General features: G+C 67.5%; 22 protein-coding genes. 12 read left to right on the top strand and 10 right to left on the bottom strand.

Annotated features, from left to right (window positions below; all coding sequences use genetic code 11):
- The first annotated feature begins 63 nt into the window (after positions 1 to 63).
- The 5 genes from gyrB (at position 64) to ACO227_RS08720 (ending at position 8,289) form a co-directional block, all read left to right on the top strand.
- Positions 64 to 2,613 (top strand): DNA topoisomerase (ATP-hydrolyzing) subunit B, encoded by a 2,550-nt coding sequence (gene gyrB, locus ACO227_RS08740; protein WP_423606936.1) that lies wholly within the window; start codon positions 64 to 66, stop codon positions 2,611 to 2,613.
- 85 nt (positions 2,614 to 2,698) lie between these two features.
- The gene (locus ACO227_RS08735) at positions 2,699 to 3,073 is read left to right on the top strand and encodes a septal ring lytic transglycosylase RlpA family protein (RefSeq protein WP_423606934.1); all 375 of its coding nucleotides are present in this window, start codon (positions 2,699 to 2,701) and stop codon (positions 3,071 to 3,073) included.
- A gap of 104 nt (positions 3,074 to 3,177) precedes the next feature.
- The gene (locus ACO227_RS08730; protein ID WP_423606933.1) at positions 3,178 to 4,833 is read left to right on the top strand and encodes an MFS transporter; all 1,656 of its coding nucleotides are present in this window, start codon (positions 3,178 to 3,180) and stop codon (positions 4,831 to 4,833) included.
- 71 nt (positions 4,834 to 4,904) lie between these two features.
- Positions 4,905 to 7,580: a phosphoenolpyruvate carboxylase gene (gene ppc / locus ACO227_RS08725; RefSeq protein ID WP_423606931.1), complete on the top strand. Its 2,676-nt coding sequence runs from the start codon at positions 4,905 to 4,907 to the stop codon at positions 7,578 to 7,580.
- Positions 7,581 to 7,941: 361 nt separating this feature from the next.
- Positions 7,942 to 8,289 (top strand): hypothetical protein, encoded by a 348-nt coding sequence (locus ACO227_RS08720; protein ID WP_423606930.1) that lies wholly within the window; start codon positions 7,942 to 7,944, stop codon positions 8,287 to 8,289.
- A 90-nt stretch (positions 8,290 to 8,379) separates the two neighbouring features.
- Here the strand turns inward: ACO227_RS08720 and ACO227_RS08715 are convergent, their stop codons facing one another.
- The 5 genes from ACO227_RS08715 to ACO227_RS08695 all read right to left on the bottom strand — a co-directional run bounded on the left by ACO227_RS08715 (position 8,380) and on the right by ACO227_RS08695 (position 11,663).
- The gene (locus ACO227_RS08715; RefSeq protein ID WP_423606929.1) at positions 8,380 to 8,775 is read right to left on the bottom strand and encodes an acyl-CoA thioesterase; all 396 of its coding nucleotides are present in this window, start codon (positions 8,773 to 8,775) and stop codon (positions 8,380 to 8,382) included.
- Positions 8,776 to 8,817: 42 nt separating this feature from the next.
- Positions 8,818 to 9,225, bottom strand: a complete 408-nt coding sequence (locus tag ACO227_RS08710; protein ID WP_423606927.1) for an ExbD/TolR family protein — start codon at positions 9,223 to 9,225, stop codon at positions 8,818 to 8,820.
- A 60-nt stretch (positions 9,226 to 9,285) separates the two neighbouring features.
- On the bottom strand, positions 9,286 to 9,879 hold the full coding sequence (locus ACO227_RS08705; RefSeq protein WP_423606926.1) for a YdeI/OmpD-associated family protein: 594 nt from the start codon (positions 9,877 to 9,879) through the stop codon (positions 9,286 to 9,288).
- 93 nt (positions 9,880 to 9,972) lie between these two features.
- Entirely contained in the window at positions 9,973 to 10,356 is a 384-nt protein-coding gene (locus ACO227_RS08700; RefSeq protein WP_423606924.1) for a DNA primase, read from the bottom strand.
- Between the two features lie 65 nt (positions 10,357 to 10,421).
- Positions 10,422 to 11,663 carry a multidrug effflux MFS transporter gene (locus ACO227_RS08695; protein ID WP_423606923.1) on the bottom strand — a complete coding sequence of 414 codons (1,242 nt, stop codon included), beginning with the start codon at positions 11,661 to 11,663 and terminating at the stop codon, positions 10,422 to 10,424.
- Between the two features lie 103 nt (positions 11,664 to 11,766).
- On the opposite strand from ACO227_RS08695, the gene ACO227_RS08690 reads away from it, so the two are divergent.
- The 4 genes from ACO227_RS08690 to ACO227_RS08675 all read left to right on the top strand — a co-directional run bounded on the left by ACO227_RS08690 (position 11,767) and on the right by ACO227_RS08675 (position 15,348).
- Positions 11,767 to 12,270, top strand: coding sequence for a hypothetical protein (locus ACO227_RS08690; RefSeq protein WP_423606921.1), 504 nt, complete (start codon positions 11,767 to 11,769; stop codon positions 12,268 to 12,270).
- A gap of 136 nt (positions 12,271 to 12,406) precedes the next feature.
- Positions 12,407 to 13,357 (top strand): isopenicillin N synthase family dioxygenase, encoded by a 951-nt coding sequence (locus tag ACO227_RS08685; RefSeq protein ID WP_423606919.1) that lies wholly within the window; start codon positions 12,407 to 12,409, stop codon positions 13,355 to 13,357.
- A gap of 153 nt (positions 13,358 to 13,510) precedes the next feature.
- Positions 13,511 to 14,803, top strand: a complete 1,293-nt coding sequence (locus ACO227_RS08680; RefSeq protein ID WP_423606917.1) for a homoserine dehydrogenase — start codon at positions 13,511 to 13,513, stop codon at positions 14,801 to 14,803.
- Between the two features lie 41 nt (positions 14,804 to 14,844).
- Complete coding sequence (locus ACO227_RS08675) at positions 14,845 to 15,348, top strand: nuclear transport factor 2 family protein (RefSeq protein ID WP_423606915.1); 504 nt, start codon at positions 14,845 to 14,847, stop codon at positions 15,346 to 15,348.
- Here ACO227_RS08675 and ACO227_RS08670 read toward each other — a convergent pair whose 3' ends face one another.
- Positions 15,349 to 15,699 carry a hypothetical protein gene (locus ACO227_RS08670; protein ID WP_423606914.1) on the bottom strand — a complete coding sequence of 117 codons (351 nt, stop codon included), beginning with the start codon at positions 15,697 to 15,699 and terminating at the stop codon, positions 15,349 to 15,351.
- 54 nt (positions 15,700 to 15,753) lie between these two features.
- A complete protein-coding gene (locus tag ACO227_RS08665; protein WP_423606912.1) occupies positions 15,754 to 16,077 on the bottom strand; it encodes a hypothetical protein in 324 nt (107 codons plus the stop codon).
- A 167-nt stretch (positions 16,078 to 16,244) separates the two neighbouring features.
- On the opposite strand from ACO227_RS08665, the gene glpX reads away from it, so the two are divergent.
- The 3 genes from glpX to ACO227_RS08650 are packed head-to-tail and all read left to right on the top strand — an operon-like array spanning position 16,245 to position 19,856.
- Positions 16,245 to 17,213: a class II fructose-bisphosphatase gene (gene glpX, locus ACO227_RS08660; RefSeq protein ID WP_423606911.1), complete on the top strand. Its 969-nt coding sequence runs from the start codon at positions 16,245 to 16,247 to the stop codon at positions 17,211 to 17,213.
- A gap of 13 nt (positions 17,214 to 17,226) precedes the next feature.
- Positions 17,227 to 17,937, top strand: a complete 711-nt coding sequence (locus ACO227_RS08655) for a CPBP family intramembrane glutamic endopeptidase (RefSeq protein WP_423606909.1) — start codon at positions 17,227 to 17,229, stop codon at positions 17,935 to 17,937.
- Positions 17,938 to 17,990: 53 nt separating this feature from the next.
- Complete coding sequence (locus ACO227_RS08650) at positions 17,991 to 19,856, top strand: CocE/NonD family hydrolase (protein ID WP_423606907.1); 1,866 nt, start codon at positions 17,991 to 17,993, stop codon at positions 19,854 to 19,856.
- A 145-nt stretch (positions 19,857 to 20,001) separates the two neighbouring features.
- On the opposite strand, the gene ACO227_RS08645 is transcribed toward ACO227_RS08650, so the two are convergent.
- The 3 genes from ACO227_RS08645 to ACO227_RS08635 all read right to left on the bottom strand — a co-directional run bounded on the left by ACO227_RS08645 (position 20,002) and on the right by ACO227_RS08635 (position 22,878).
- Positions 20,002 to 20,772, bottom strand: coding sequence for an ABC transporter permease (locus ACO227_RS08645; RefSeq protein WP_423606906.1), 771 nt, complete (start codon positions 20,770 to 20,772; stop codon positions 20,002 to 20,004).
- The gene (locus ACO227_RS08640) at positions 20,769 to 21,707 is read right to left on the bottom strand and encodes an ABC transporter ATP-binding protein (protein ID WP_423606904.1); all 939 of its coding nucleotides are present in this window, start codon (positions 21,705 to 21,707) and stop codon (positions 20,769 to 20,771) included. Before ACO227_RS08640 ends, ACO227_RS08645 begins: the two co-directional genes overlap by 4 nt.
- Before the next feature lie 91 nt (positions 21,708 to 21,798).
- Positions 21,799 to 22,878: a serine hydrolase domain-containing protein gene (locus tag ACO227_RS08635; protein WP_423606902.1), complete on the bottom strand. Its 1,080-nt coding sequence runs from the start codon at positions 22,876 to 22,878 to the stop codon at positions 21,799 to 21,801.
- Positions 22,879 to 22,889: the final 11 nt, after the last annotated feature.

Raw genomic sequence — 22,889 nt, 5'->3', positions numbered from 1 at the left:
GCCTTGCGTTCGCGGCGCGCGGCCCGCCCCATTTTGCTTCCGTTTCGTGACTCGCGACCCTATATGCTGGGCATGGCATCCGAAGACTCCACGATCCCCGAAAACACCCCCAACACCAACAGCTACGGCGCCGAGAGCATCAAGGTCCTGAAAGGCCTCGACGCGGTGCGCAAGCGGCCCGGCATGTATATCGGCGACACCGATGACGGATCGGGCCTGCACCATATGGTGTTCGAGGTCAGCGACAACGCGATCGACGAGGCGCTGGCGGGGCATTGCGACCGCATCATCATCCAGCTCAACGCCGACGGCTCGGTGAGCGTCGAGGACAATGGCCGCGGCATCCCGACCGGCATCCACCCCGAGGAAGGCGTGTCGGCGGCCGAGGTGATCATGACCCAGCTGCATGCCGGCGGGAAGTTCGAGAACACCAGCGACGACAATGCCTACAAGGTGTCGGGCGGCCTGCACGGCGTGGGCGTGTCGGTGGTCAACGCGCTCTCCGAGTGGCTCGACCTCAACATCTGGCGCGACGGCGAGGAGCATTACATGCGCTTCGCCTATGGCGATGCGACCGCGCCGCTCAAGGTGATCGGGCCGGCGCCCGAGGGCAAGAAGGGTACGCGCGTGACCTTCCTCGCCTCGACCGAGAAGGTTCCGGGCGACGGGGGCACGTTCAAGAACCAGACCGAGTATGACTTCGAGAAGCTCGAGCATCGCTATCGCGAGCTGGCGTTCCTGAATTCGGGCGTGCGGCTGTTCCTGCGCGACGCGCGGCACGAGGAAGTGAAGGAGATCGAGCTGTTCTATGAGGGCGGGATCGCCGCGTTCGTGAAGTGGCTCGACCGCAACAAGACCCCGCTGATGCCCGATCCGGTGGCGATCGCGGGCACGCGCGACGACGTCACGATCGACGTCGCGCTCGAGTGGAACGACTCATACTATGAGAACGTCCTCTGCTTCACCAACAACATCCCGCAGCGCGACGGCGGCACGCATCTGGCGGCGTTCCGCGCGGCGCTGACGCGCACGATCAACAATTATGCCGACAAGAGCGGCATGCTGAAGAAGGAGAAGGTGACGCTCACCGGCGACGACATGCGCGAGGGGCTCACCGCGATCGTCTCGGTCAAGCTGCCCGATCCCAAGTTCAGCTCGCAGACCAAGGACAAGCTGGTCTCGTCGGAGGTGCGTCAGCCGCTCGAGGCGCTGATGGCCGACAAGCTCGCCGAGTGGCTCGAGGAGAATCCGCAGCAGGCGCGCGCGATCATCCAGAAGGTGATCGACGCCGCCGCCGCGCGCGAGGCCGCGAAGAAGGCGCGCGAGCTGACCCGGCGCAAGGGCGTGATGGACATCGCCTCGCTCCCCGGCAAGCTCGCCGACTGCCAGGAGCGCGATCCCGCCAAGTCCGAGCTGTTCCTGGTCGAGGGTGACTCGGCCGGCGGATCGGCCAAGCAGGGCCGCGACCGGCACTTCCAGGCGATCCTCCCGCTGCGCGGCAAGATCCTCAACGTCGAGCGCGCGCGCTTCGACCGGATGCTGTCGTCGAAGGAGATCGGCACGCTGATCCAGGCGATGGGCACCGGCATCGGCCGCGACGACTTCAACCTCGAGAAGCTGCGCTACCACAAGATCGTCATCATGACCGACGCCGACGTGGACGGCGCGCATATCCGCACGCTGCTGCTCACCTTCTTCTACCGCCAGATGCCCGAAATCATCGAGGCGGGGCACCTCTTCATCGCCCAGCCGCCGCTGTACAAGGCGACCAAGGGACGGTCGGAAGTGTATCTCAAGGACGATGCCGCGCTCGACGACTATCTGGTCGAGGCGGGCGTCGGCGGCAACCGGCTGGAGACCAACGAGGGCCCGCGCTTCGGCGAGGATCTCGCCAAGCTGGTCGAGCATGCGCGGCGCATGAAGACGCTGATGCGCTATGTGCCGCGCCGTTACGATCCGTCGATCATCGAGGCATTGGCGCTGGGCGGCGCGCTCGATCCCGAAGCGTCGCGCGAGCAGCGCGGCGAGCGGCTCGCGGCCGTCACGAAGCGGCTCGACCTGACCGACGAGGATGCGCGCTGGTCGGCACGCGTCACCGAGGAAGGCGGCTTCCATTTCGAGCGGCTGTGGCGCGGGGTGACCGACCACCACATCGTCGAGGCGGCGTTCCTCGCTTCGGCCGAAGGCCGCAAGCTCCACGCGCTCGCCGCCGAGCAGGCCGAGAGCTATGCAGCGGTGTCGAAGCTGGTGTCGGTCAAGGCCGCGCAGGCCGAGGCCGAGGCGGCGCCTGTCGCCGAGGGGGAAGAGGAAGAGCCCGTGATCGCGGCCAAGGGCGAGACGCTCGTCGCACGGCCGAGCGAATTGCTCGACGCGATCCTCGCCTCGGGCCGCAAGGGGCTGTCGATCCAGCGTTACAAGGGGCTGGGCGAGATGAACGCCGAGCAATTGTGGGAGACCACGCTCGATCCGCAGAACCGATCGATGCTGGTGGTGGCGATCGACCAGGCCGACGTCGCCGACGAGATCTTCACGCGCCTGATGGGCGACGTGGTCGAGCCGCGCCGCGAATTCATCCAGGAGAATGCGCTGAGCGTCGCCAATCTCGACGTCTGATCGCGGATTCGGCTCAACGCGGCGCTGAACGGATTGCCGTTCGGCGCCGTTGTTGTTTCACCCCTCCCGTCGAAAGGGGACGGGGATGCGGGGACAATTCGCCATCGCGCTCGCGCTGATCGCCGCGGCTCCGGCCCTGGCCGCGGACGAGAATGAAGCGGGCACCGATCTCGGCAGCGGGACGGCGAGCTATTTCAGCCGCGAGATCGCCGGCAACCGCACCGCCAATGGCGAGCGCTGCGACCCCGACACGCTCACCGCCGCGCACCGCACCGCGCCGTTCGGCAGCCGCATGCGGGTGACCAACCTGTCGACCGGTCGCAGCGTGATCGTGCGCATCAACGACCGCGGCCCGTTTCGCGCCGGGCGGGTGATCGACTTGAGCCACGCCGCCGCGCGCGAGATCGGCATGCACCGCAGCGGCACGGCGAAGGTCAGCTTGGCGCTGCTCGACGACTGACGCTACGGCCAGGGCGAAATCCGCGGCACTCCTCAGAAAATCTTGCTCGACGCGCCCCGCGAAACGCGCCACGATTAAATCACATAAATCGGGGAGGGGAATGCATGACGGCTCCAGCAGTCGCAGGCCGCAACGAGCGCAAGGTGATCGTCGCCTCGTCGCTCGGAACGGTGTTCGAATGGTATGATTTCTATCTTTACGGCCTGCTCGCCACCGTCATCTCCGCCAAATTCTTCTCCGGGGTGAACGAGACCACCGGGTTCATCCTCGCCCTGGGCGCCTTCGCCGCCGGGTTCGCGGTGCGGCCGTTCGGGGCACTGGTGTTCGGGCGGCTCGGCGACGTGGTCGGGCGCAAATACACCTTCCTCGTGACGATGGGGCTGATGGGCCTCTCCACCTTCGCGGTCGGCCTGCTGCCGAGCTATGCCAGCATCGGCGTCGCCGCGCCGGTGATCCTGGTGCTGCTGCGCCTCGTCCAGGGCCTCGCGCTGGGCGGCGAATATGGCGGCGCGGCGACCTATGTGGCCGAGCATGCCCCCGAGGGGAAGCGCGGCCTGTTCACCAGCTGGATCCAGACGACCGCGACGCTCGGCCTGTTCGCAGCGCTGCTCGTCGTGATCGGCATCCGCACCGCGATCGGCGAGGCCGCGTTCGCCGACTGGGGCTGGCGCCTGCCCTTCCTCGTCTCGATCCTGCTGCTCGGCGTGTCGCTGTGGATCCGGCTGCAGCTCGCCGAGAGCCCGGTCTACCAGAAGATGAAGGAGGAGGGCACCACCTCCAAGGCGCCGTTCAGCGAGGCGTTCGGCACGTGGCGCAACCTGCGCGTGGTGCTGATCGTGCTGCTCGGCGCGGTCGCGGGCCAGGCGGTGGTCTGGTACACGGGGCAATTCTATGCGCTGTTCTTCCTCGAGAAGACGCTCAAGGTCGACGGCGCCACCGCCAATATCCTGATCGCGATCGCACTGGTGATCGGCACGCCGTTCTTCGTGATCTTCGGCTGGCTCTCCGACAGGATCGGGCGCAAGAAGATCATCCTGGCCGGCTGCGCGCTGGCGGCGCTGACCTATTTCCCGACCTTTCATGCGCTGACCTATGCCGCCAATCCGGCCCTGGCGGCGGCGCAGGCCAACGCGCCGGTGACCGTGATCGCCAATCCCGCGCACTGCTCGTTCCAGTTCGATCCGATCGGCAAGAACAAGTTCGATCGAACCGCCTGCGATGTCGCCAAATCCTATCTGGCCAAGGCTGGCGTACCCTATGTCTCACAGGAGGCGACGAACGACTGGGCAGAGGTCGTCATCGGGGACCGGAAGATCATGATCTCCAACCCGCAGGGAGGGATCGGCCCGGGCCTGAATGCGGCCGCCATTCCCGGCCACCAGGCCGAGATGAAGGCAGCACTGGAGGCCGCGGGCTACCCGGCCAAGGCCGATCCCGCGGCGATGAACAAGCCGCTGATCGTCGCCCTGCTGTTCTGGCTCGTGCTGCTGGTCACCGCGGTCTATGGCCCGATCGCGGCGCTGCTGGTCGAGATCTTCCCGACGCGCATCCGCTACACCGCGATGTCGCTGCCCTATCATATCGGCAATGGCTGGTTCGGCGGGTTCCTGCCGACGATCGCCTTCGCGATGGTCGCGGCGACGGGCGATATCTATTACGGGCTGTGGTACCCGATCGGGATCGCGGTGCTGACCCTGGCCGTCGGTCTGCTGCTGCTTCCGGAAACCTTCCGGCGGCGGATCGACGACCACGCGACATGATCATGCGCGGTTGAGGTAACGCAAGAAACGAACTGGTTGACGCTGGTCATGCCGCGGTGCAGCACGCGGGCATGGCCAGCGCTCCTCCGATCACCAACAATCCCGATATCCGCTATCTCGGCCGCGTCCTCGGTGACGTGATCCGCGCCTATGGTGGGGACGCGCTGTTCCGGCGCATCGAATATATCCGATCGGCCTCGGTCGACCGGCATCGCGGGATCGCGGGGGCGGATTCGATCGACCCCGGCCTCGACAGCCTGAGCCTCGACGAGACGCTCGACTTCGTGCGCAGCTTCATGCTGTTCTCGATGCTCGCCAACTTGGCGGAAGATCGCCAGGGCATCGCCGCCGAGCCGGGCGCCGATGTCGAACATGCGATCGCGCGCCTCAAGGAGCACGGCATCGGGCCCGAGCGCATCGCCGAACTGCTCGAGCATGCCCTCGTCGCGCCCGTACTCACCGCGCACCCGACCGAGGTGCGGCGCAAGTCGATGATCGACCATCGCAACCGCATCGCCGAGCTGATGGCGCTCAAGGACCAGGGCGTGACCGAGACCCCCGACGGCGACCTGATCGACGAGGGCATCGTGCGGCAGGTGGCACTGCTGTGGCAGACCCGCGTGCTGCGCCAGGAGCGGCTCTACGTCGCCGACGAGGTCGAGACCGCGCTGTCTTATCTGCGCGACGTGTTCCTCCCCACCCTGCCCGCGCTGCATGCGCGCTGGGACCGCGCGCTGGGCAGCCGCGTGCCGGCGTTCCTGCGCCCCGGCAACTGGATCGGCGGTGACCGCGACGGCAATCCCTTCGTCACCGCGGATTCGCTGCGGCTGACGCTGTCGCGCTCGGCGGAGACGGTGCTGAGCCATTATCTCGACGCAGTGCATGCGCTCGGTGCCGAGCTGTCGATCTCGAGCCATCATGCGCAGATCGACGCGGATGTCGCGGCGCTGGCCGAGCGCAGCGGCGACGACGCCGCGAGCCGCGCCGACGAGCCCTATCGCCGCGCGCTCTCGGGCATCTATGCCCGCCTCGCCGCGACCTATCGCGCCTTGACCGGGAAGCCCGCGCCGCGGCCCGGCGCGCTGACCGGCGAGCGCTATCCCGACCCGGCGGCGTTCCGCGCCGACCTCGCCACGGTCGCGCACGGCCTCGCCGCGCACGGCGCCGAGACGCTGGCGTCGAGCGGCGCGCTCGGGCGGCTGATCCGCTCGGTGGACATCTTCGGCTTCCACCTCGCCACGCTCGACATGCGCCAGAACAGCGCGGTGCACGAGCGGGTGATCGCCGAGCTGCTCAAGGTCGCGGGGGTCGAAGGCGATTATGCCGCGCTCGACGAGGACGCGCGGGTCGAGCTGCTGCGGCGCGAGCTGGCGTCGCCGCGGCCGCTGACCAGCCGCTATGCGAGCTACAGCGAGGAGACCGCATCGGAGCTGGCGATCGTCCATGCCGCGGCGCAGGCGCACGAGCGCTACGGCCGCGCGGCGATCCGGCAGTACATCGTGTCGATGGCGCAGTCGGTGTCGGACCTGCTCGAAGTCCATGTGCTGCTCAAGGAAGCGGGCCTCTACGTGCCCGGCGACGCACCGCAGGCGCATATCATGGCGGTGCCGCTGTTCGAGACGATCGGCGATCTCGAAGCCGCGCCCGGGATCATGCGCGCGTGGTTCGCGCTGCCCGAAATCGCGGCGATCGCCAAGACGCGCGGGCATCAGGAAGTGATGATCGGCTATTCCGATTCGAACAAGGACGGCGGCTATCTCACCTCGACCTGGGGGCTGAGCAAAGGCTCGACCGCACTCAAGCCGGTGTTCGAGGAAGCCGGGATCGGCATGCAGCTGTTCCATGGCCGCGGCGGCGCGGTGGGACGCGGCGGCGGCTCGTCGTTCCAGGCGATCCAGGCGCAGCCCGCGGGCACGGTGCAAGGCCGCATCCGCATCACCGAGCAGGGCGAGGTGATCGCCGCAAAGTACGGGACGCGCGAGAGCGCCCAGACCAACCTCGAGGCGATGGCCTCGGCGACCCTGCTCGCCAGCCTCGAGCCGCAGCAGCTCAGCGGCGCCGACGCGGCGCGCTTCGAGGACGCAATGGAGACGCTGTCGGGGACGGCGTTCACGGCCTATCGCGACCTGGTCTACGGCACCGAGGGCTTCCGCAGCTTCTTCCGCCAGATGACTCCGATCGCCGAGATCGCGGGTCTCAAGATCGGCAGCCGCCCGGCGAGCCGCAAGAAGAGCGATGCGATCGAGGATCTGCGTGCGATTCCCTGGGTATTCAGCTGGGCGCAGGCGCGCGTGATGCTGCCGGGCTGGTACGGCGTCGGCGCGGCGCTGTCCGAGTTCGAGGACCGCGGGCTGCTGCGCGAGATGGCGGCGGGCTGGCCGCTGTTCGCCTCGGCGCTGGCGAACATGGAGATGGTGCTGGCCAAGTCCGACATGGGCATCGCCGGCCGCTATGCCGCCTTGGTCGAGGACCGCGCGCTCGGCGATGCGGTCTTCGGGCGAATCCGCGACGGCTGGCGGACCACGCATGACCAGCTGCTCGAGGTGACGCGCCAGACGCGGCTGCTCGAGAAGCATCCGGCGCTGGAGACCTCGATCCGGCTGCGCCTGCCCTATATCGAGCCGCTCAACCTGCTCCAGGTCGAATTGCTCAAGCGGCATCGCGCGGGCGAGACCGATCCCAAGATCGAGCAGGGCATCCTGCTGTCGATCAACGCGATCGCGACGGCGCTGCGGAACTCCGGTTGAGACGCCGCGCGTGCCGGACCGCGGGTGGATCCGGGACGGTCGGCATCCGGACGCTGCCGCCGGCTCCCCCGCAAAGTTGACGAAATTACGCGGAACGCGATTCATTCTGTCAACTTGGTCGGCTTTGTCAGGGCGGCGTTTGTAGCGGGTGCTGATCGACGCGATCAAAGAGCGGCTGCGGGGCAGCCAGATGACGCAAGCAAATGAATTCCAACATTGCAAGCGTGGCGGCTTTTGGGTGGGTAGCGGTAAGTCCGCTTTCGGCGCTCTAGATGTGGTAAGGAGACGTGAAAACGACTAGCTCAGGGCCATGATAGGCTTTGATCCGAGGGCAATCTGCGACGCGCTCCGCGAGCGGAACGTGGCTTTAAATCCGCCCATTACTATCGATGCTCTCGATAGGCTTACCCGCTGGGCTGGCGATGCACTTAACGCCGACGTGGTGGCGCTCTTGCGGGAGTTCGACGGCTTTTCGGATGGCGATTTTGAAGAGCAATCTTTCGTTTCAGTGTGGCCGGTCGATAAGGCAATCAGAGACGATTGGACCAAGCACCCGACGCTGGCCTTCTCAGACTGGTCCTTGAACGCGATCCTGTTCGGATTTAGCCCAGTGACTGGCGGTCCGGTTATCAGCATCGAAGATGCTCGGCAGGTCGCGCCGACATATCGCGAATTTTGGTCGTTGCTTTTAACCGATCGTCTGCTCTGACCTTTTCAGCCTCTGCCCGATTATAAGCCAATGCAAAGCCGCATAGCCTGTCTGGGATGGGGTCGCTAGCGGTCCTCCCGTCTCCCCCGCTTACCCCTCCAGAAACGGCGCCGCGACCTCGTCGCGCACGCGCACCAGCCGTCCCGTCGCGCGGTCGAGCATCGCCCAGGTCGACACCGCCTCGACCTTCACCTTGCCGTCGGCGCCGGTGAAGCGCATGTGGCGGTCGAAGCGCGCGCCCTTGGGCGGATCGGGCACCCAGGTCTCGGCGGTCACCGTCTCGCCTTCGCTGACATTGCCGCGATAGTCGATCTCGTGCCGCGTCACGACCCAGAAATAGGCGTCGCGATGCTCGCGCGGCGCGACCGCATGCCAATGCGCCACCGCGACGTCCTGAATCCAGCGGACCCAGACCGCATTGTTGACGTGACCGAGCTCGTCGATGTCGCCGGGCCCGGCCGTGATGCTCTGCGTGAAGCGCGCCATTGCGCTTTACGTTTACGGCAACTGTGCCGTGGAGGAAAGCGGTCAGTCGAATGCCATCCGCTCGTTGCCGACGAAGCCCAGCCGCGTCACGCCGGCGCGCTTGACCGTGGCCAGGACATTGGCGAAGCGCTCGTAGCGTGCCGCCTCGTCGGCCTTGAAGTGGAGCACGCCATCCGCCGCGACGATCGAGGCGAGCAGCGCGGGAAGCTCGGCATCGGCGATCGCGCGCCCGTCCCACGCCAGTGCGCCATTGGCGGCGATGTCCAGCCGGTGCGGCGTGTCCAGCACGGGTCCTGACGGCCCCTGCGGCAGCTCCACCGGCAATTTGTGCGTCGCGGCCGGGATGGTGATGATCAGCATGATCAGCAGCACCAGCATCACGTCGATCAGCGGCGTGGTGTTGATCGCCGAGAAGGGTTCGGGTTGAGGCGGGGCAGTGAAACGGCGCATGAATCACCTCTTATTTTAGAGATGATATATCATGCCACACTTCTGGCAGGACGCAAGCCGCTAGCAGCTTTCGTACTTCCAGTGCCGCTTCTTGCCCTCGCGGATCCACGCGATCGCGTCGGCGAGGCGCTTGTCGCGGGTCGCCGCCTGCTTGGCGCCGGCGATCCACTCGCAATATTCGCGGCGCGCGCCGGGCGGAAAGGCGTCGAACTGCTCGGCGGCGAGCGGATCGCGCGCGAGCGCTTCGGCGAGCGCCTCGGGCACCGCCGCCTCGGGCTTGGCCGGCTTGGACTCGCGCTTGGGCAAATTCCCGGATTCGATCAGCGCCATCGCCTCGCGCACCTGCGCCTCGAGCTCGGCCGCGCCGGGCAGGTCGGCGAGCGATTCGATGCGGCCGAACTGGCCCATCGCCTCGCCTTCCCGACCCGTCGCCATCTGCTCGCGATACCAGAAGCCGAAGCTCGCGTGGCGCTGGAATCCGGCCATGTGCGCCAGCGGACGGCTGCGGTGCGAGAAAGCCGGCATGCCCCATTTGATGCCTTCCTCGACCTCGGGACAGGCGGCGTGGACGCGGGCGCGCAGCCAGGTCAGGATCGGCCGGGCGAACTCCATCTGGCGCTCGATATAGGCGTCGATTCGCGGATCCGTTGCCATGGCGCTCTCCCGTTTCGCGGGATGGTCCGCCGGAAGAGCGCGACAGTCAAGAATCCGGGCAAGAATCCGGGCAAGAATCCGGGCTGGCAGGCGTCAGGGGTTCAGCGCGACCTCGTCGCCGTCATCGAGGGTGGCATCGTCGATCGTGCCCTCGTCGAAGTCCGTCTGGAGCTCGTCCTCCTCGGCGTCGTCGGCATCGTCTTCGGCGATCGCTTCCTCGCCGATCTCGTCCGACACCATCAGCAGCTCGTCCTCTTCCTCGTCGTCGTCGAGTTCCTCGCCGAGATCAGGGTTGAGGTCGGTCAGGATCGTACCGTCGGTCGGGCCGTCTCGCGTCACCTCGAGGATCTCGGCACGCTGGCTCTCGTCATAGCCGTCTTCGTCGTAACCGTCGTCGCCGGGGCCGCGCCCCGGAATCTGCATGCCGCCCATCGCAGCCCTCCGTTGCTTCTCCTGAAGCGCGAACGGCGGAGGCATGCGCACGGTTCCTTGGCGCCGCGACGAAAGGCACGCTCTTTCTGGTTAGCCGGTGCCGGCTCGCCTCAGCTGCGGCGAAAAAGCTTACCCCGTTCGGTGACGAAGACGATCACCAACGCGGTGAGGCCGAGCGCGGTGAAGCCGAGATAGAGCGGCACCGTCGTGCCATCGAACGCCTGGCCGATCACCGCGCCGAGCACCGCCGCGCCCATCGTGGCGATGAAGCCCTGCAGGCTCGATGCGGTGCCCGCAATCTCCCCCATATTCTCCATCGCCATCGCCGAGAAATTGGAGTTGGCGAGCGCCATCGCCGCCATCATCGGCGCCTGGAGGAGGATGAACACCCAGAGGTTCTCGCCGCCGAGCAGAATCACCGCCAGATGCACCACCGCGAGCACCGTCGTCGCCACCAGCGCGAAGTGCGAGAGGAAGCGCATGCCGAAGCGCATCACCAGGCGCGAGTTCATGAACGAGCCGAACGCCATCAGCCCGGCGATCGAGGCGAACACCGCCGTCAGCAGCTCGGGCCGCTTGAACACATCGTAGACGATCTGCTGGATCGAGCCGATGAACGAGAAGAAGCAGCCCGAGATCGCGGTGGTGGCGAAGGTGTAGCCGACCGCCCAGCGATCGCGGAACATGGTGCGGTAGCCGCGCCAGATCTCGCGCAGGTCGAACGGGTGGACCGATTCCGGATCGAGCGTCTCGGGCATGCGGAGACAGAACCAGGTCAGCACCAGCGCCGCGATGATCGCGATGCCGCCGAAGATCAGCCGCCAGGTCTCGAAGATCGTCACCATCAGCTGGCCCCAGGCGGGCGCCAGCACGGGGACGACCATGAAGGTCATGAAGGCGAGGCTCATCACCCGCGCCATCGCCCGGCCCTGGAAACAGTCGCGCACCAGCGCGATCGTCACCACGCGCCCCGCCGCCACCGCCGCGCCGCTCGCCGCACGGGCGAGCAGCAGCAGCTCGAAGCTGCCCGAGAACGCCGCGACGGCGTTGGTCACGACGTAGAAGGCGAGCGCGGTGGCGATCACGGGCTTGCGCCCGTAGCGGTCGGCGAGCGGACCGTGGAACAGCTGCGCCACCGCGAAGCCGAGCATGAAGGCGGTGATGACGTATTGGCGGTGGTTGGGATGCGTCACGCCGAGCTCGTCGCTGATCGCGGGCAGCGCCGGCAGCATCGAATCGATGCCGAGCGCGGTGAGCGCCATGATCGAGGCGATCAGCGCGACGAACTCCGCCATCGGGATCGGCGACCGGTTGGCCGCCTCGCCGGGCTGATGAGAAGTCTGCGCGTCCATGCGGGGCCCAATGCCGCATCGCAGCGGACACGTCACCCCGCGGGTTGATCTTTTTTGCCGCATGGCCTAGTGTGTTGTTCAACTAATACGGTGGAGTAGTCACATGGTGCGGAACTGGCTGGCCCTTCCCCTGGCGGCGGCGCTCGCCGCCTGCGGCGGCGGCGAAGGCGGGGGCGAGGGCGCGAGCATCTCGGTCAAGAGCGGCGAGGGCGACGCCAGCATCAAGACCGACAAGGACGGCCGCGTGTCGGTGAAGGCGCCGGGCTTCGAGGGGTCGCTCAAGCTGCCCAAGTTCGACATCGGCGCCGAGAATTTCGAGATCGACGGCCTGAAGCTCTATCCCGGCTCGACGATCGCCAACCTCAACGTCGACGCCAATCGCGACAAGGGTGGCGAGGACACGGTTCGCGTCCAGTTCGACGCGCCTGCCGCGGCGGACCAAGTGCGCAGCTGGTTCCGCGAGCAGATGCAGGCCGCCGGCTTCACCGTCACCGCGAATGGCAGCGAGCTCAGCGGCAAGACCGGCGAGGGCAGTGATTTCACCTTGAAGCTCGACCCGTCGGGCGATTCCAAGAGCCGAGGTACGCTCACCGTGCTCGGCCGATAGCCGCCATCATCCATTCCGGCGCTGCGTAGGCGCATGGACTGCGGGAGGGGCGCACGGCACCGCGCCTCTCCCGCCTCTGTTCGTAGCGCCCGCGAAAGTCTATTCCGGAGGGAATCGTCTCCGGAGTTACGTTGCAATGCTCGACACGCCGCTCGCTCAAGTCCCGCTGGTCAGCCTGGCCGACCAGGCGCGCGATCCGGACGGCTTCGCCGCCGCGCTTGGCGGATCGTTCGAGCGGTTCGGCTTCGCGATGGTCAGCGACCATGGCGTGCCGCAAGACCTGATCGAGCGCGCCTGGGCGGCGACCAAGACGTTCTTCGACCTGCCCGAGGCGGAGAAGCGCGGCTATTTCGTCGAGGGCGGCGGCGGCGCGCGCGGCTATACGCCGTTCAAGACCGAGATCGCCAAGGGCGCCGAATATGTCGATCTCAAGGAATTCTGGCATATCGGCCGCGAGCTGCCCGGGGGTCACCGCTTCGCCGGCGAGATGGCGCCCAATATCTGGCCCGACCGGCCCGAGGGGTTCCGCGAGACGTTCCTCGAGCTGTTCGCGGCGTTCGACGCGGCGGGCGACAAGTTGCTCTCGGCGATCGCGCGGCATCTGGGACTGGAACCGCACTGGTTCGACCCGGCGGTCAAGGACGGCAATTCGGTGCTGCGCCTGCTCCATTATCCGCCCGTGACCGAGGACGCGCCCAACGTCCGCGCCGGGGCGCATGAGGACATCAATCTGATCACCCTGCTGCTCGGCGCCGAGGAAGCGGGGCTCGAATTGCTCGACCGCGACGGCCAGTGGCTGCCGGTGCGCCCGCCCGAGGGCGCGATGGTGGTCAATGTCGGCGACATGCTGCAGCGGCTGACCAACCATGTCCTGCCCTCGACCACCCACCGCGTCGTCAACCCGCCGGTCGAGCGCCGCGGCACGCCGCGCTATTCGATGCCGTTCTTCCTGCATCCGGCGCCAGACTTCCTGATCAAGGCGCTGCCGCAATGCGTGAGCGCGGCGAATCCCGAGCGCGAGCCGCCGATCACGGCGCACGATTACCTCGCGGAACGGCTGCGCGAGATCGGGCTTACGAAGAAGTAGACCCGGCGAAGAAGTAAACCCGGCAAAACTATTCCTCCGTCACCCCGGACTTGTTCCGGGGTCCACCGTGCCGCAAAGAGCCGCACGGGCGATTCTTGCCGCCCGGTGGACCCCGGCACGAGGCCGGGGTGACGAAAGCGTTGGGGAAGAAGCTTGACCGAACCGTTGCGCGTAGCTCTTGCCGGCCTTGGTACCGTGGGTGCGGGCGTCATTCGCCTGATCGACGCCAATGCCGAGCTGATCGCGCGCCGTGCCGGCCGGCCGATCGAGATCGTCGCCGTGAGCGCGCGCGACCGTGCCAAGGATCGCGGCGTCGACATCGCGCGCTTCGACTGGGTCGACGACATGACCGAGCTCGCCCGGCACCCCAAGGCCGAGGTGGTGGTCGAGCTGATCGGCGGGTCCGACGGCCCTGCCCTCGCGCTCGCCCGCGCGACGCTGGCGGCCGGCAAGGGTCTGGTCACCGCCAACAAGGCGATGATCGCGCATCACGGGCTCGAACTGGCGGAGGTCGCCGAGAAGACCGACACGCCGATGAAGTTCGAGGCGGCGGTGGCGGGCGGGGTGCCCGTGATCAAGGGGCTGCGCGAGGGTGCGGCAGCGAACCAGATCGACCGCGTTTACGGCATCCTCAACGGCACCTGCAATTTCATCCTCTCGAAGATGGAGGCCGAAGGCCGCGACTTCGCCGAGGTGCTGGCCGAGGCGCAGGCCGCCGGCTTCGCCGAGGCGGACCCCAGCTTCGACATCGACGGGGTCGATGCGGCGCACAAGCTCTCGATCCTCGCCAGCATCGCCTTCGGCACGCAGCCGGCGTTCGGCGATGTCGCGATCGGCGGCATCCGCCACGTGCTCGCCGCCGACATCGCCGAAGCGGCGGCGCTCGGCTATCGCGTGCGTCTGCTCGGCATCGCCGACCTGAACGGCCATGGGCTGTTCCAGCGCGTCCACCCGCACCTCGTGCCGCTCGCGCATCCGCTGGCGCATGTGCTCGGCCCGACCAACGCGGTGGTGGCGGAGGGCAACTTCGTCGGGCGGCTGCTGTTCCAGGGGGCGGGCGCGGGCGACGGGCCGACCGCCTCCGCGGTGGTCGCCGACCTGATCGACATCGCGCGCACCGAGTTCGGCCCGCCCTATGCGATGCCCGCCGCGCGCCTCGCCAAGGAGCCTTCGGCGCCGACCGGCGAGCGCCGTGGCCGCGCGTATCTCCGCTTCACCGTCGCCGACAAGGTGGGCGTGCTCGCCGAGATCGCCGCAGCGATGCGCGATGCCGGCGTCTCGATCGAATCGCTGATCCAGCGCGGCGCGATGCCTGACGGCAGCGTGCTGGTCGCGATCGTCACGCATGAGGGGCCGGAGCGCTGCGTCGCCCAGGCGCTGGAGAAACTGCGCGGCTCGCCCAGCTTGGCCGGCGAGCCGATGTGGATGCACATCTTGGGGGAATGAGGCGGACGCGCTAGGCTGGCGCCATCCCGATCGGAGCCGCCATGCTGTCCTCGACGCTTGCCCTCGCCCTGCTCGCCCAAAGTACGCCGGTCGCCGCCGACAATGCAGCGACCATCGCCGAGCTGACCCGAATCGCCGACGGTATCGATCGCGCGGTCGATGCCAAGGACTGGCCCGGCGCGCGCGCCTTCTTCGCGGACCGCATCCGCGTCGATTTCAAGTCGCTGTCCGGCCAGCCGCCGGCCGAGATCGCCGCCGACGACCTGATCAAGGCGTGGTCGGCCAATCTCACCGCCGCCAAGACCAGCTTCCACATGCGCACCAACCACATGGTCACGATCGAGGGCGACCGCGCGCGGATGACCTCCGCCGGCTATGCGTGGAACCGGATGGCGGGCAATGGCGAGCCGCTATGGGAGGTGTGGGGCACCTATACCCACGACTTCGCCCGGACGCCGCAAGGGTGGCGAGTCACCGGGATGAAGCTCGAGGTCGCGCACCAGCGCGGCAATTTCTGGGTCCGGGATACCGTGCCGAAGTCCTGATCAGGGCGCCGGTTCGCGCTTGCGCACGATCTTGCCGTCGAAGCCGGCGCTGACCGTCACCCCGACCATGCCCTTGCATTGCGTCAGGAAAGGGCCGCTGACGCCGCACTGGAACATCGTGTCCTCGAGCACGCGATCGGTCTGGTAGGGCACATTGTCCGCGGCGCGGGCGGTGACGAAGGGCACACGATATTTCTTGTCGGCCTCACGCAGCACGCAGATCGTGACCTCGTCGGGGTCGCCGGTGGTCTTGCACGGGATCACCGCGCGGGTCCGTTCGCGATAGGCCTGCATCGCGGCCCCTTCGCCGCCAGCCTGAAGCGCGAGCGCAATCACGAGCAACACGGACATGGGCTATACCCTCCCGTTCGTTGCGCTAGCACAACGGCGGCGGCGCGGGAACGGTCAGTCGATGCTGGCGTGGAGGAATCGGCGGCCCTTCTTGGGGCAGACAGGCGCGCCCTGCAGGCCGCACGGCACGCCGGTCGGCTTGACCACGTCCATCTTGGCGCTCCAGGCCGTGGTGCTCGGGCCGGTGAAACGATAGCTGGTCTCGATCGCCGGCGAGCAGTTGCCGGTCACGCAGAGCTGCGACGGCCGCGGAAGAATACGGGGGGCGGGCTTGCGCGCGGTACGCTTGCGGAGTGCCGTGGCGCGCGCCTGGCGGGGCAGGGTCACCACCCTGAGCGGTTCGCTCGCGACACTCAACGCAATGAGCAAGGTCAGCATGTCACGCGCCCCTCGGAATCCCGTTACACGCCGAACGCCTCTATTTTGCTTTGGTTTCGCGGCGTTGCCGGCTTTTGGAAGCATGACAGCGTTGGCCCCCATCGACAAGCCCTTCTCGCGCTCCTATCGCGCAGCGGAACCGGAACAGAGAGAGGGCTTCGCCGATCATGCAGACCGCCAGCAAGGTGCTCGACCGCGTCCTTGTGCTCGAAATGGTGCGAGTCACCGAAGCCGCCGCCATCGCCGCCTCCACGCTCACCGGCCGCGGCGACGAGAAGGCCGCCGACGCCGCGGCGGTCGAGGCGATGCGCAGCGCGCTCAACGAGCTCTACATGGACGGCACCGTGGTGATCGGCGAGGGCGAGCGCGACGAGGCGCCCATGCTGTTCATCGGCGAGAAGGTGGGCAGCGCGCCGGGCAAGGGCCCCAAGATCGACATCGCGCTCGATCCGCTCGAGGGCACCACCATCTGCGCCAAGGCGGGGCCGAACAGCCTCGCGGTGCTGGCGATCGCCGAGGAGGGCAACCTGCTCAACGCGCCCGACGTCTATATGGACAAGATCGCGGTCGGCCCCGGCTATCCGCCGGACGTGATCGACCTCGACAAGTCGCCCACCGCGAACATCGAGGCGATCGCCGCGGCCAAGGGCGTCAAGCCCAACGAGATCATCGCCTGCGTGCTCGACCGCCCGCGCCACGAGAAGATGATCGCCGAGTTGCGCGCGATCGGCTGCGGCGTGGTGCTGATCGGCGACGGCGACGTCGCGGGGGTGATCGCGACCACGGATCCCGACACCACGATCGACGTCTATATGGGCCAGGGCGGCGCGCCCGAGGGCGTGCTCGCCTGCGCCGCGCTGCGCTGCGTCGGCGGTCAGTTCAAGGGACGCCTGGTGTTCCGCAACGAGGACGAGCGCGCGCGCGCCCGCAAGTGGGGCATCGACAACCTCGACAAGCAATATGACTTGACCGAACTGGCCAAGGGCGACTGCATCTTCGCGGCGACCGGGGTGACCGACGGCTCGCTGCTCGAAGGCGTCAAGCGCAAGCCGGGCAAGATGACCACCGAGAGCGTGGTGATGCGCGCGAGCTCGGGCACGGTGCGCTGGGTCAAGGGCGAGCACCGCACGGGGTGACGGGATCGCGCCGTTGAACTGGGCCCTGCTGCTCGGGCTGATCGCCGCCTATACCTGGTACATCCGGGGCGGCGGGGTGCCGCCGGGCGCGGGACGGATCGCCCGCTATCGCCGCTGGATGCGCCGCGCGCCGCTGGCGTTCGGCGGAAGCGCGCTGCTCGCGCTGGCGATCGCCGGGCGGATCGACGCCGTGGGGCAGCTGCCCGCCGAGTTCGTCCCGCTCGAGGCCGAGGCGCGGCATTTCGCCGGCTTCGGCGGAAACATGACGACGCTCAAGATCGCAGTGCTGGTGGGCTTCGCCGGCGGCGCAATCCTCGGCCTCGCCATCTCGCGCTGGCAGGTGCGGCGCGGGAAGCGGCCGTTCACCGCGGGCGACATCGAGCGCATCCTGCCGCAGCGCGGGGGCGAGTTCGGCTGGACCGCCGCGCTGGGCATCGCCGCGGGGATCGTCGAGGAATTGTTCTTCCGCCTCGCGCTGCCCCTGTTCGCGACGATCGCGACCGGCAACGCCTGGACCGGCTTCGCGCTGGCGACGCTGCTGTTCGCGGCGGCGCACCGCTATCAGGGTTGGGCGGGCATGGGGTTTTCGGGAGTCGCCGGGGCATTGCTCGCGATCCTCTACCTCGCCACCGGAGAGCTGTGGTTCGCGATGCTCATCCACGCGCTGCTCAACCTCAACGGGCTGGTGCTGCGGCCCGCGGTGCTGCGCCGCCCGGGCGATTGACAGCCATCGGCGGCGCGCCTCTAGTTCCCGCACAATCGGGGAGACAAGAGCTGATGTACCGCCGTTTTCTAGCCGCCGCCCTCGCCGCCACCGCGCTGACCGCCCCTGCTCCCGCGCGCCAGAACGCCACGCCACAACAGGCGCAGGCCGCCGCCTTCACCTTCCAGGAGGTGATGATCCCGATGCGCGACGGGACGAAGCTGCAGACCGTGATCCTCCGTCCCACGGGAAAGAGCGGCAAGCTCCCGATCATCCTCCAGCGCACCCCCTATGGCGTGCCCAGCGGCGCGCCGAAGACGGTGCCGGCATCGATGAAGTATCTGATGGACGACGGCTATATCCTCGTCTCGCAGAACATGCGCGGGCGCTACAAGTCGGAGGGCGTGTTCGCGATGTCGATGGTGCTCTCGCCCGCCGGCTCGAACGCGCCCGACGAGGCGAGCGATGCCTATGACACGATCGACTGGCTGGTGAAGAACGTGCCCGACAATAACGGGCGCGTCGGCATGACCGGCGGCTCCTATCCCGGCTATGCCGCTGCGGTGGCGCTCGCCCGCCCGCATCCCGCACTGAAAGCGGTGAGCCCGCAAGCGGCGTGGAACGACTGGTGGATGAACGACGACCTCCACCGCTACGGCGCCTTCCGCCTCTCCTACCTCACCGACTGGACCTATGGCCTCCAGAACAACAAGGATGGCGAGGACTTCGACTATAACCCCGGCGGGCCGCCGCCGGTCGACATGTACGACTGGTTCCTGAAGCTCGGCCCGGTCGAGAATCTCGACAAGCTGCACTTCAAGGGCAGCGTGCCGATGCTGACCCAGATCATCGAGCATCCCGATTACGACGATCACTGGAAGCGCCAGGTGTGGACCGATCGCCTCGGCCGCACCACCGTGCCGACGCTCCACGTGGTCGGCTTCTGGGACCAGGAGGATCCGCTCGGCGGCTGGAAGATCTACGAGCGGATGGAGAAGGACGACCCCAAGGGGCTGAGCATGATCGTCGCGGGTCCCTGGAACCATGGCAGCTGGAAGAGCGCGGGCGACAATCTCGGCTACGTCAATTTCGGCAAGCCGAGCGGCACCGAGTTCATGCGCGACATCGAGGCGCCGTTCTTCGCCTATTGGCTGCACGGCAAGGGCACGCAGCCGCGCGGCGAAGCCAAGGTCTTCCAGAGCGGGTCGTGGCAGTGGAAGAACTACGCCAAGTGGCCGCCCGCGGGGACCAGGGCGACCAGCCTCTATCTCCATGCCGACGGGTCGCTGTCGTTCACTGCCCCGGCGGGCGAGGGGTGTCGCGAATATGTGTCGGACCCGGCCAACCCGGTGCCGTATCGCGAGCGGCCGATCTCGATCACCTATCCTTCGCAGGAGTGGAAATGGTGGGAGGCGGCGGATCAGCGCTTCGCCGACGGGCGGCCCGATGTGCTGAGCTGGGTCAGCGCACCGCTCGAGCACGACCTGACGGTGAGCGGCGCGATCAGTGCGACGCTGCAGGCCTCGACCTCAGGCACCGACAGCGACATGGTGGTCAAGCTGATCGACGTGCTGCCCGACGATTACGACACCACGACCAAGGCGAGCGCGCTGGGCGATTATCCGAAGACGCTCAACGGCTATCAGCTGCCGATCGCGATGGAGGTGCGGCGCGGGCGCTGGCTGGAGAGCTTCTCCACCCCCAAGCCGCTGGTGCCGAACAAGGTGGTCGCGTGGAACGTGCCGCTGCGCGACCACGACCATGTGTTCAGGAAGGGCCATCGCATCATGGTTCAGGTCCAGTCGAGCTGGTTCCCGGTGATCGACCGCAACCCGCAGACCTTCGTGCCCAACATCTACAAGGCCAAGCCGGCCGACTTCGTGAAGGCGACCCAGCGCGTCTGCGCGGGATCGATGATAACGCTGCCGGTGGCAGGTTGAGGCCGATCCTACCCCTCTCCTCCGTCACCCTGAACTTGTTTCAGGGTCCATCTCTCCACAGGGCGACTAAACCGGTGGGTGCACGATGGAGGCCGAAACAAGTTCAGCATGACGGAAGAAAAGATGGAATGGGGCGCCCATGCCTTCAGTTCTTCAGCCGCCAGCCGGTCTTGAAGATCCAGCCGATCACGCCGAGGCAAACCGCCAGGAACGCCGCGGTGAAGCCGAGGCTCACCCCGATCGACACGTCGCCGGTACCGAAGAAGCTCCAGCGGAAGCCGCTGACCAGATAGACCACCGGGTTGGCGAGGCTGATCGTCCGCCAGGGCTCCGCCAGCATGTTGATCGTGTAGAAGGCGCCGCCGAGGAAGGTCAGCGGCGTCACCACCAGCGCAGGCACGAACGAGAGCTGCTCGAACCCCTTGGCCCAGATGCCGATGATGAAGCCGAGCATGCTGAACGTCACCGCGGTCAGCACCAGCATCGTCAGCATCATGAAGGGGTGCTTGATCGACACCTCGACGAACAGCATCGCCGTCACCAGGATGATGAGCCCGATCGCGATCGACTTGGTCGCCGCCGCGCCGACATAGCCGATCACCATCTCCATCGCCGAGACCGGCGCCGAGAGCAGCTCGTAGACCGTGCCGGTGAACTTGGGGAAGTAGATGCCGATCGACGCGTTCGAGATCGACAGCTGCAGCAGGTTCATCATGATCAGCCCGGGCACGATGAAGCTGCCATAGGCGACCCCGTCGAGTTCCTGCATACGGCTGCCGATCGCGCCGCCGAACACGACGAAATAGAGCGCGGTGGTGATCACCGGAGTGACCAGGCTCTGCCACAAGGTGCGCAACGCGCGCGCCATCTCGAAGCGATAGATCGCCCAGACGCCGTGATGGTTGAAGCCCTTCATGCCGGCACCTCCTCACGGCGTTCGACAAGGTCGACGAAGATGTCCTCGAGGCTCGACTTGGAGGTGTCGAGGTCCTTGAACGCGATGCCGAGGTCGCCGAGCTTGCGCAGCAGCGAGGGAATGCCGGTGCGCTCGGCCTGGGCGTCGAAGGTGTAGCGCAGCCGCGTGCCCTCGTCCTCGAGCGCGAGGTGCCATTCGTCGAGCTCGGCCGGGATCGCCGCCATCGGCTCGACCAGCGCGATGTCCATCTCGCGCTTGCCGAGCTTCTTCATCAGCGCCGCCTTCTGCTCGACCAGCAGCAGCTCGCCCTTGTTGATCACGCCCACCCGGTCGGCCATCTCCTCGGCTTCCTCGATATAATGGGTGGTGAGGATGATCGTGGTGCCGCGTTCGCGCAGGCCGCCGATCAGCTTCCACATGTCGCGGCGGAGCGACACGTCGACGCCGGCGGTGGGCTCGTCGAGGAACAATATGTTGGGCTCGTGCGCCAGCGCCTTGGCGATCAGCACGCGACGCTTCATCCCGCCCGACAGCTCCATCACCTTGCTATGGCGCTTGTCGTAGAGCGACAGGTCCTTCAGCACCTGGTCGACATAGTCGTCATGGCCCGCCCGGCCGAACAGGCGGCGGCTGTAGCGGGTGGTCGCCTGCACCGTCTCGAACATGTCGACCGACAGTTCCTGGGGGACGAGGCCGATCTTCATGCGCGCGCCGCGCGGGTCGGCGATCGCGTCGTGGCCGTCGACGGTGATCGTCCCCGAGCTCGGCGTGACGATGCCGCAGATGATGCTGATCAGCGTGGTCTTGCCCGCGCCGTTGGGCCCGAGCAGGGCGAAGATCTCGCCCTTGTTGATGTCGAGATCGACCGACCCCAGCGCCTTCTGCCCGGAGGCATAGGTCTTGCTGACGCCGCGAACGGAGAGGATCGGCTCCACGAAGTCCCCCTTGCTTTTGAGCGCGCGATGTAGGGACGGACGCGGGCTTCACAACCCGCAACGTTCAGTATTCGTTCGATGCGCTTCTTTTTCAGGGTGCGCGGGATTTGAGCATCGCGCGATAGCCGGCGAGCACCAGCGACTGCGGATCGACCGCGCCGATCACGCGCATCGCCAGCGGTGCATCGCCCTCGCCCGAGAGGAAGACGAGCGCACCGTCGCGGCTGTCGGGATCGAAATAGGCGAGTGCGGTGACGCCGGGATCGCCGCCCTCGTGCACCGCCAGCCGGCGCCTGCCGAAGGTCATCACCTGCCAGCCGAGCGCCATGCCGACGCTGTCGGGGCAGCCGGGGACCTGCTTCGCGCAGCCCGGCGCGGCGACCTGCGAGCGCAGCCGCTCGGCGGCGAGTTCGGGGCTGAGGCCATCGCCGCGCGCGACCGCGGCGACGAAGGCGGCATAGTCGCCGACGGTGACATAGATATCGTCCGCCGCGACCCAATGGCCGATCGCGCGCGGCCCTGTGGTGCCAGGAAAGCCGTTGCCGTTGGCCGGAATCGCGATGCGTCCGACCATCCACGGTCGCCACGTATAGCCGATATTGGCGAGCCCCAGCGGGCGGAACACATTGGCCTCCGCCAGATCCTCGAAGTCGGTGCGCAGCTTGCGCTGGACGAAGCGCGCGACCAGCTCATAGCCCTCGCCCGAATAGCCGAAGCCGGTGCCCGGATCGCGCACGAAGGCGAGCCGCTGATTCTGCGGGCGCCAATTGGGGAAGCCGCTCTGGTGGCTGAGCGCGAGCCGCGGGGTGAGGCGTCTGGCACGCGGGTCGCCCGCGACGTCGGGGTCCATCCAGACGTCCGCGATCGGCTCGTCGAGCCCGACCTTCCCGGCCTGGACCAGCCGCATCACCACCTCGGCGCTGACCGGCTTGGTGAGCGAGGCGACGTTGAACAACGTGTCGCGCGTCGCAGGCTGCTTGCCGTCCTGCGCGCCGGCCACGCCGGACCACGCCACCTTGCCGCCGCGGATCAGCGCCGCGCCGATCGCGGTCTTCGGATGCTCGCGCGCCAGCGCAGCGAGCGCGGCGTCGCGCGGGTCCTGCGCCGCGGCGGGATGCGCGGCGAACCCGGCGAGCAGCAGGACGAGGAAACCGATGGACCCTTGACGCATCATCCCCTCCC

The sequence above is a fragment of the Sphingomonas sp. MS122 genome, assembly GCF_049532975.1.
Classification (GTDB): Bacteria; Pseudomonadota; Alphaproteobacteria; order Sphingomonadales; family Sphingomonadaceae; genus Sphingomonas.
The sequence above is the reverse complement of the archived record's forward strand: the minus strand, read 5'-3'. Positions and strand labels throughout refer to the sequence as shown.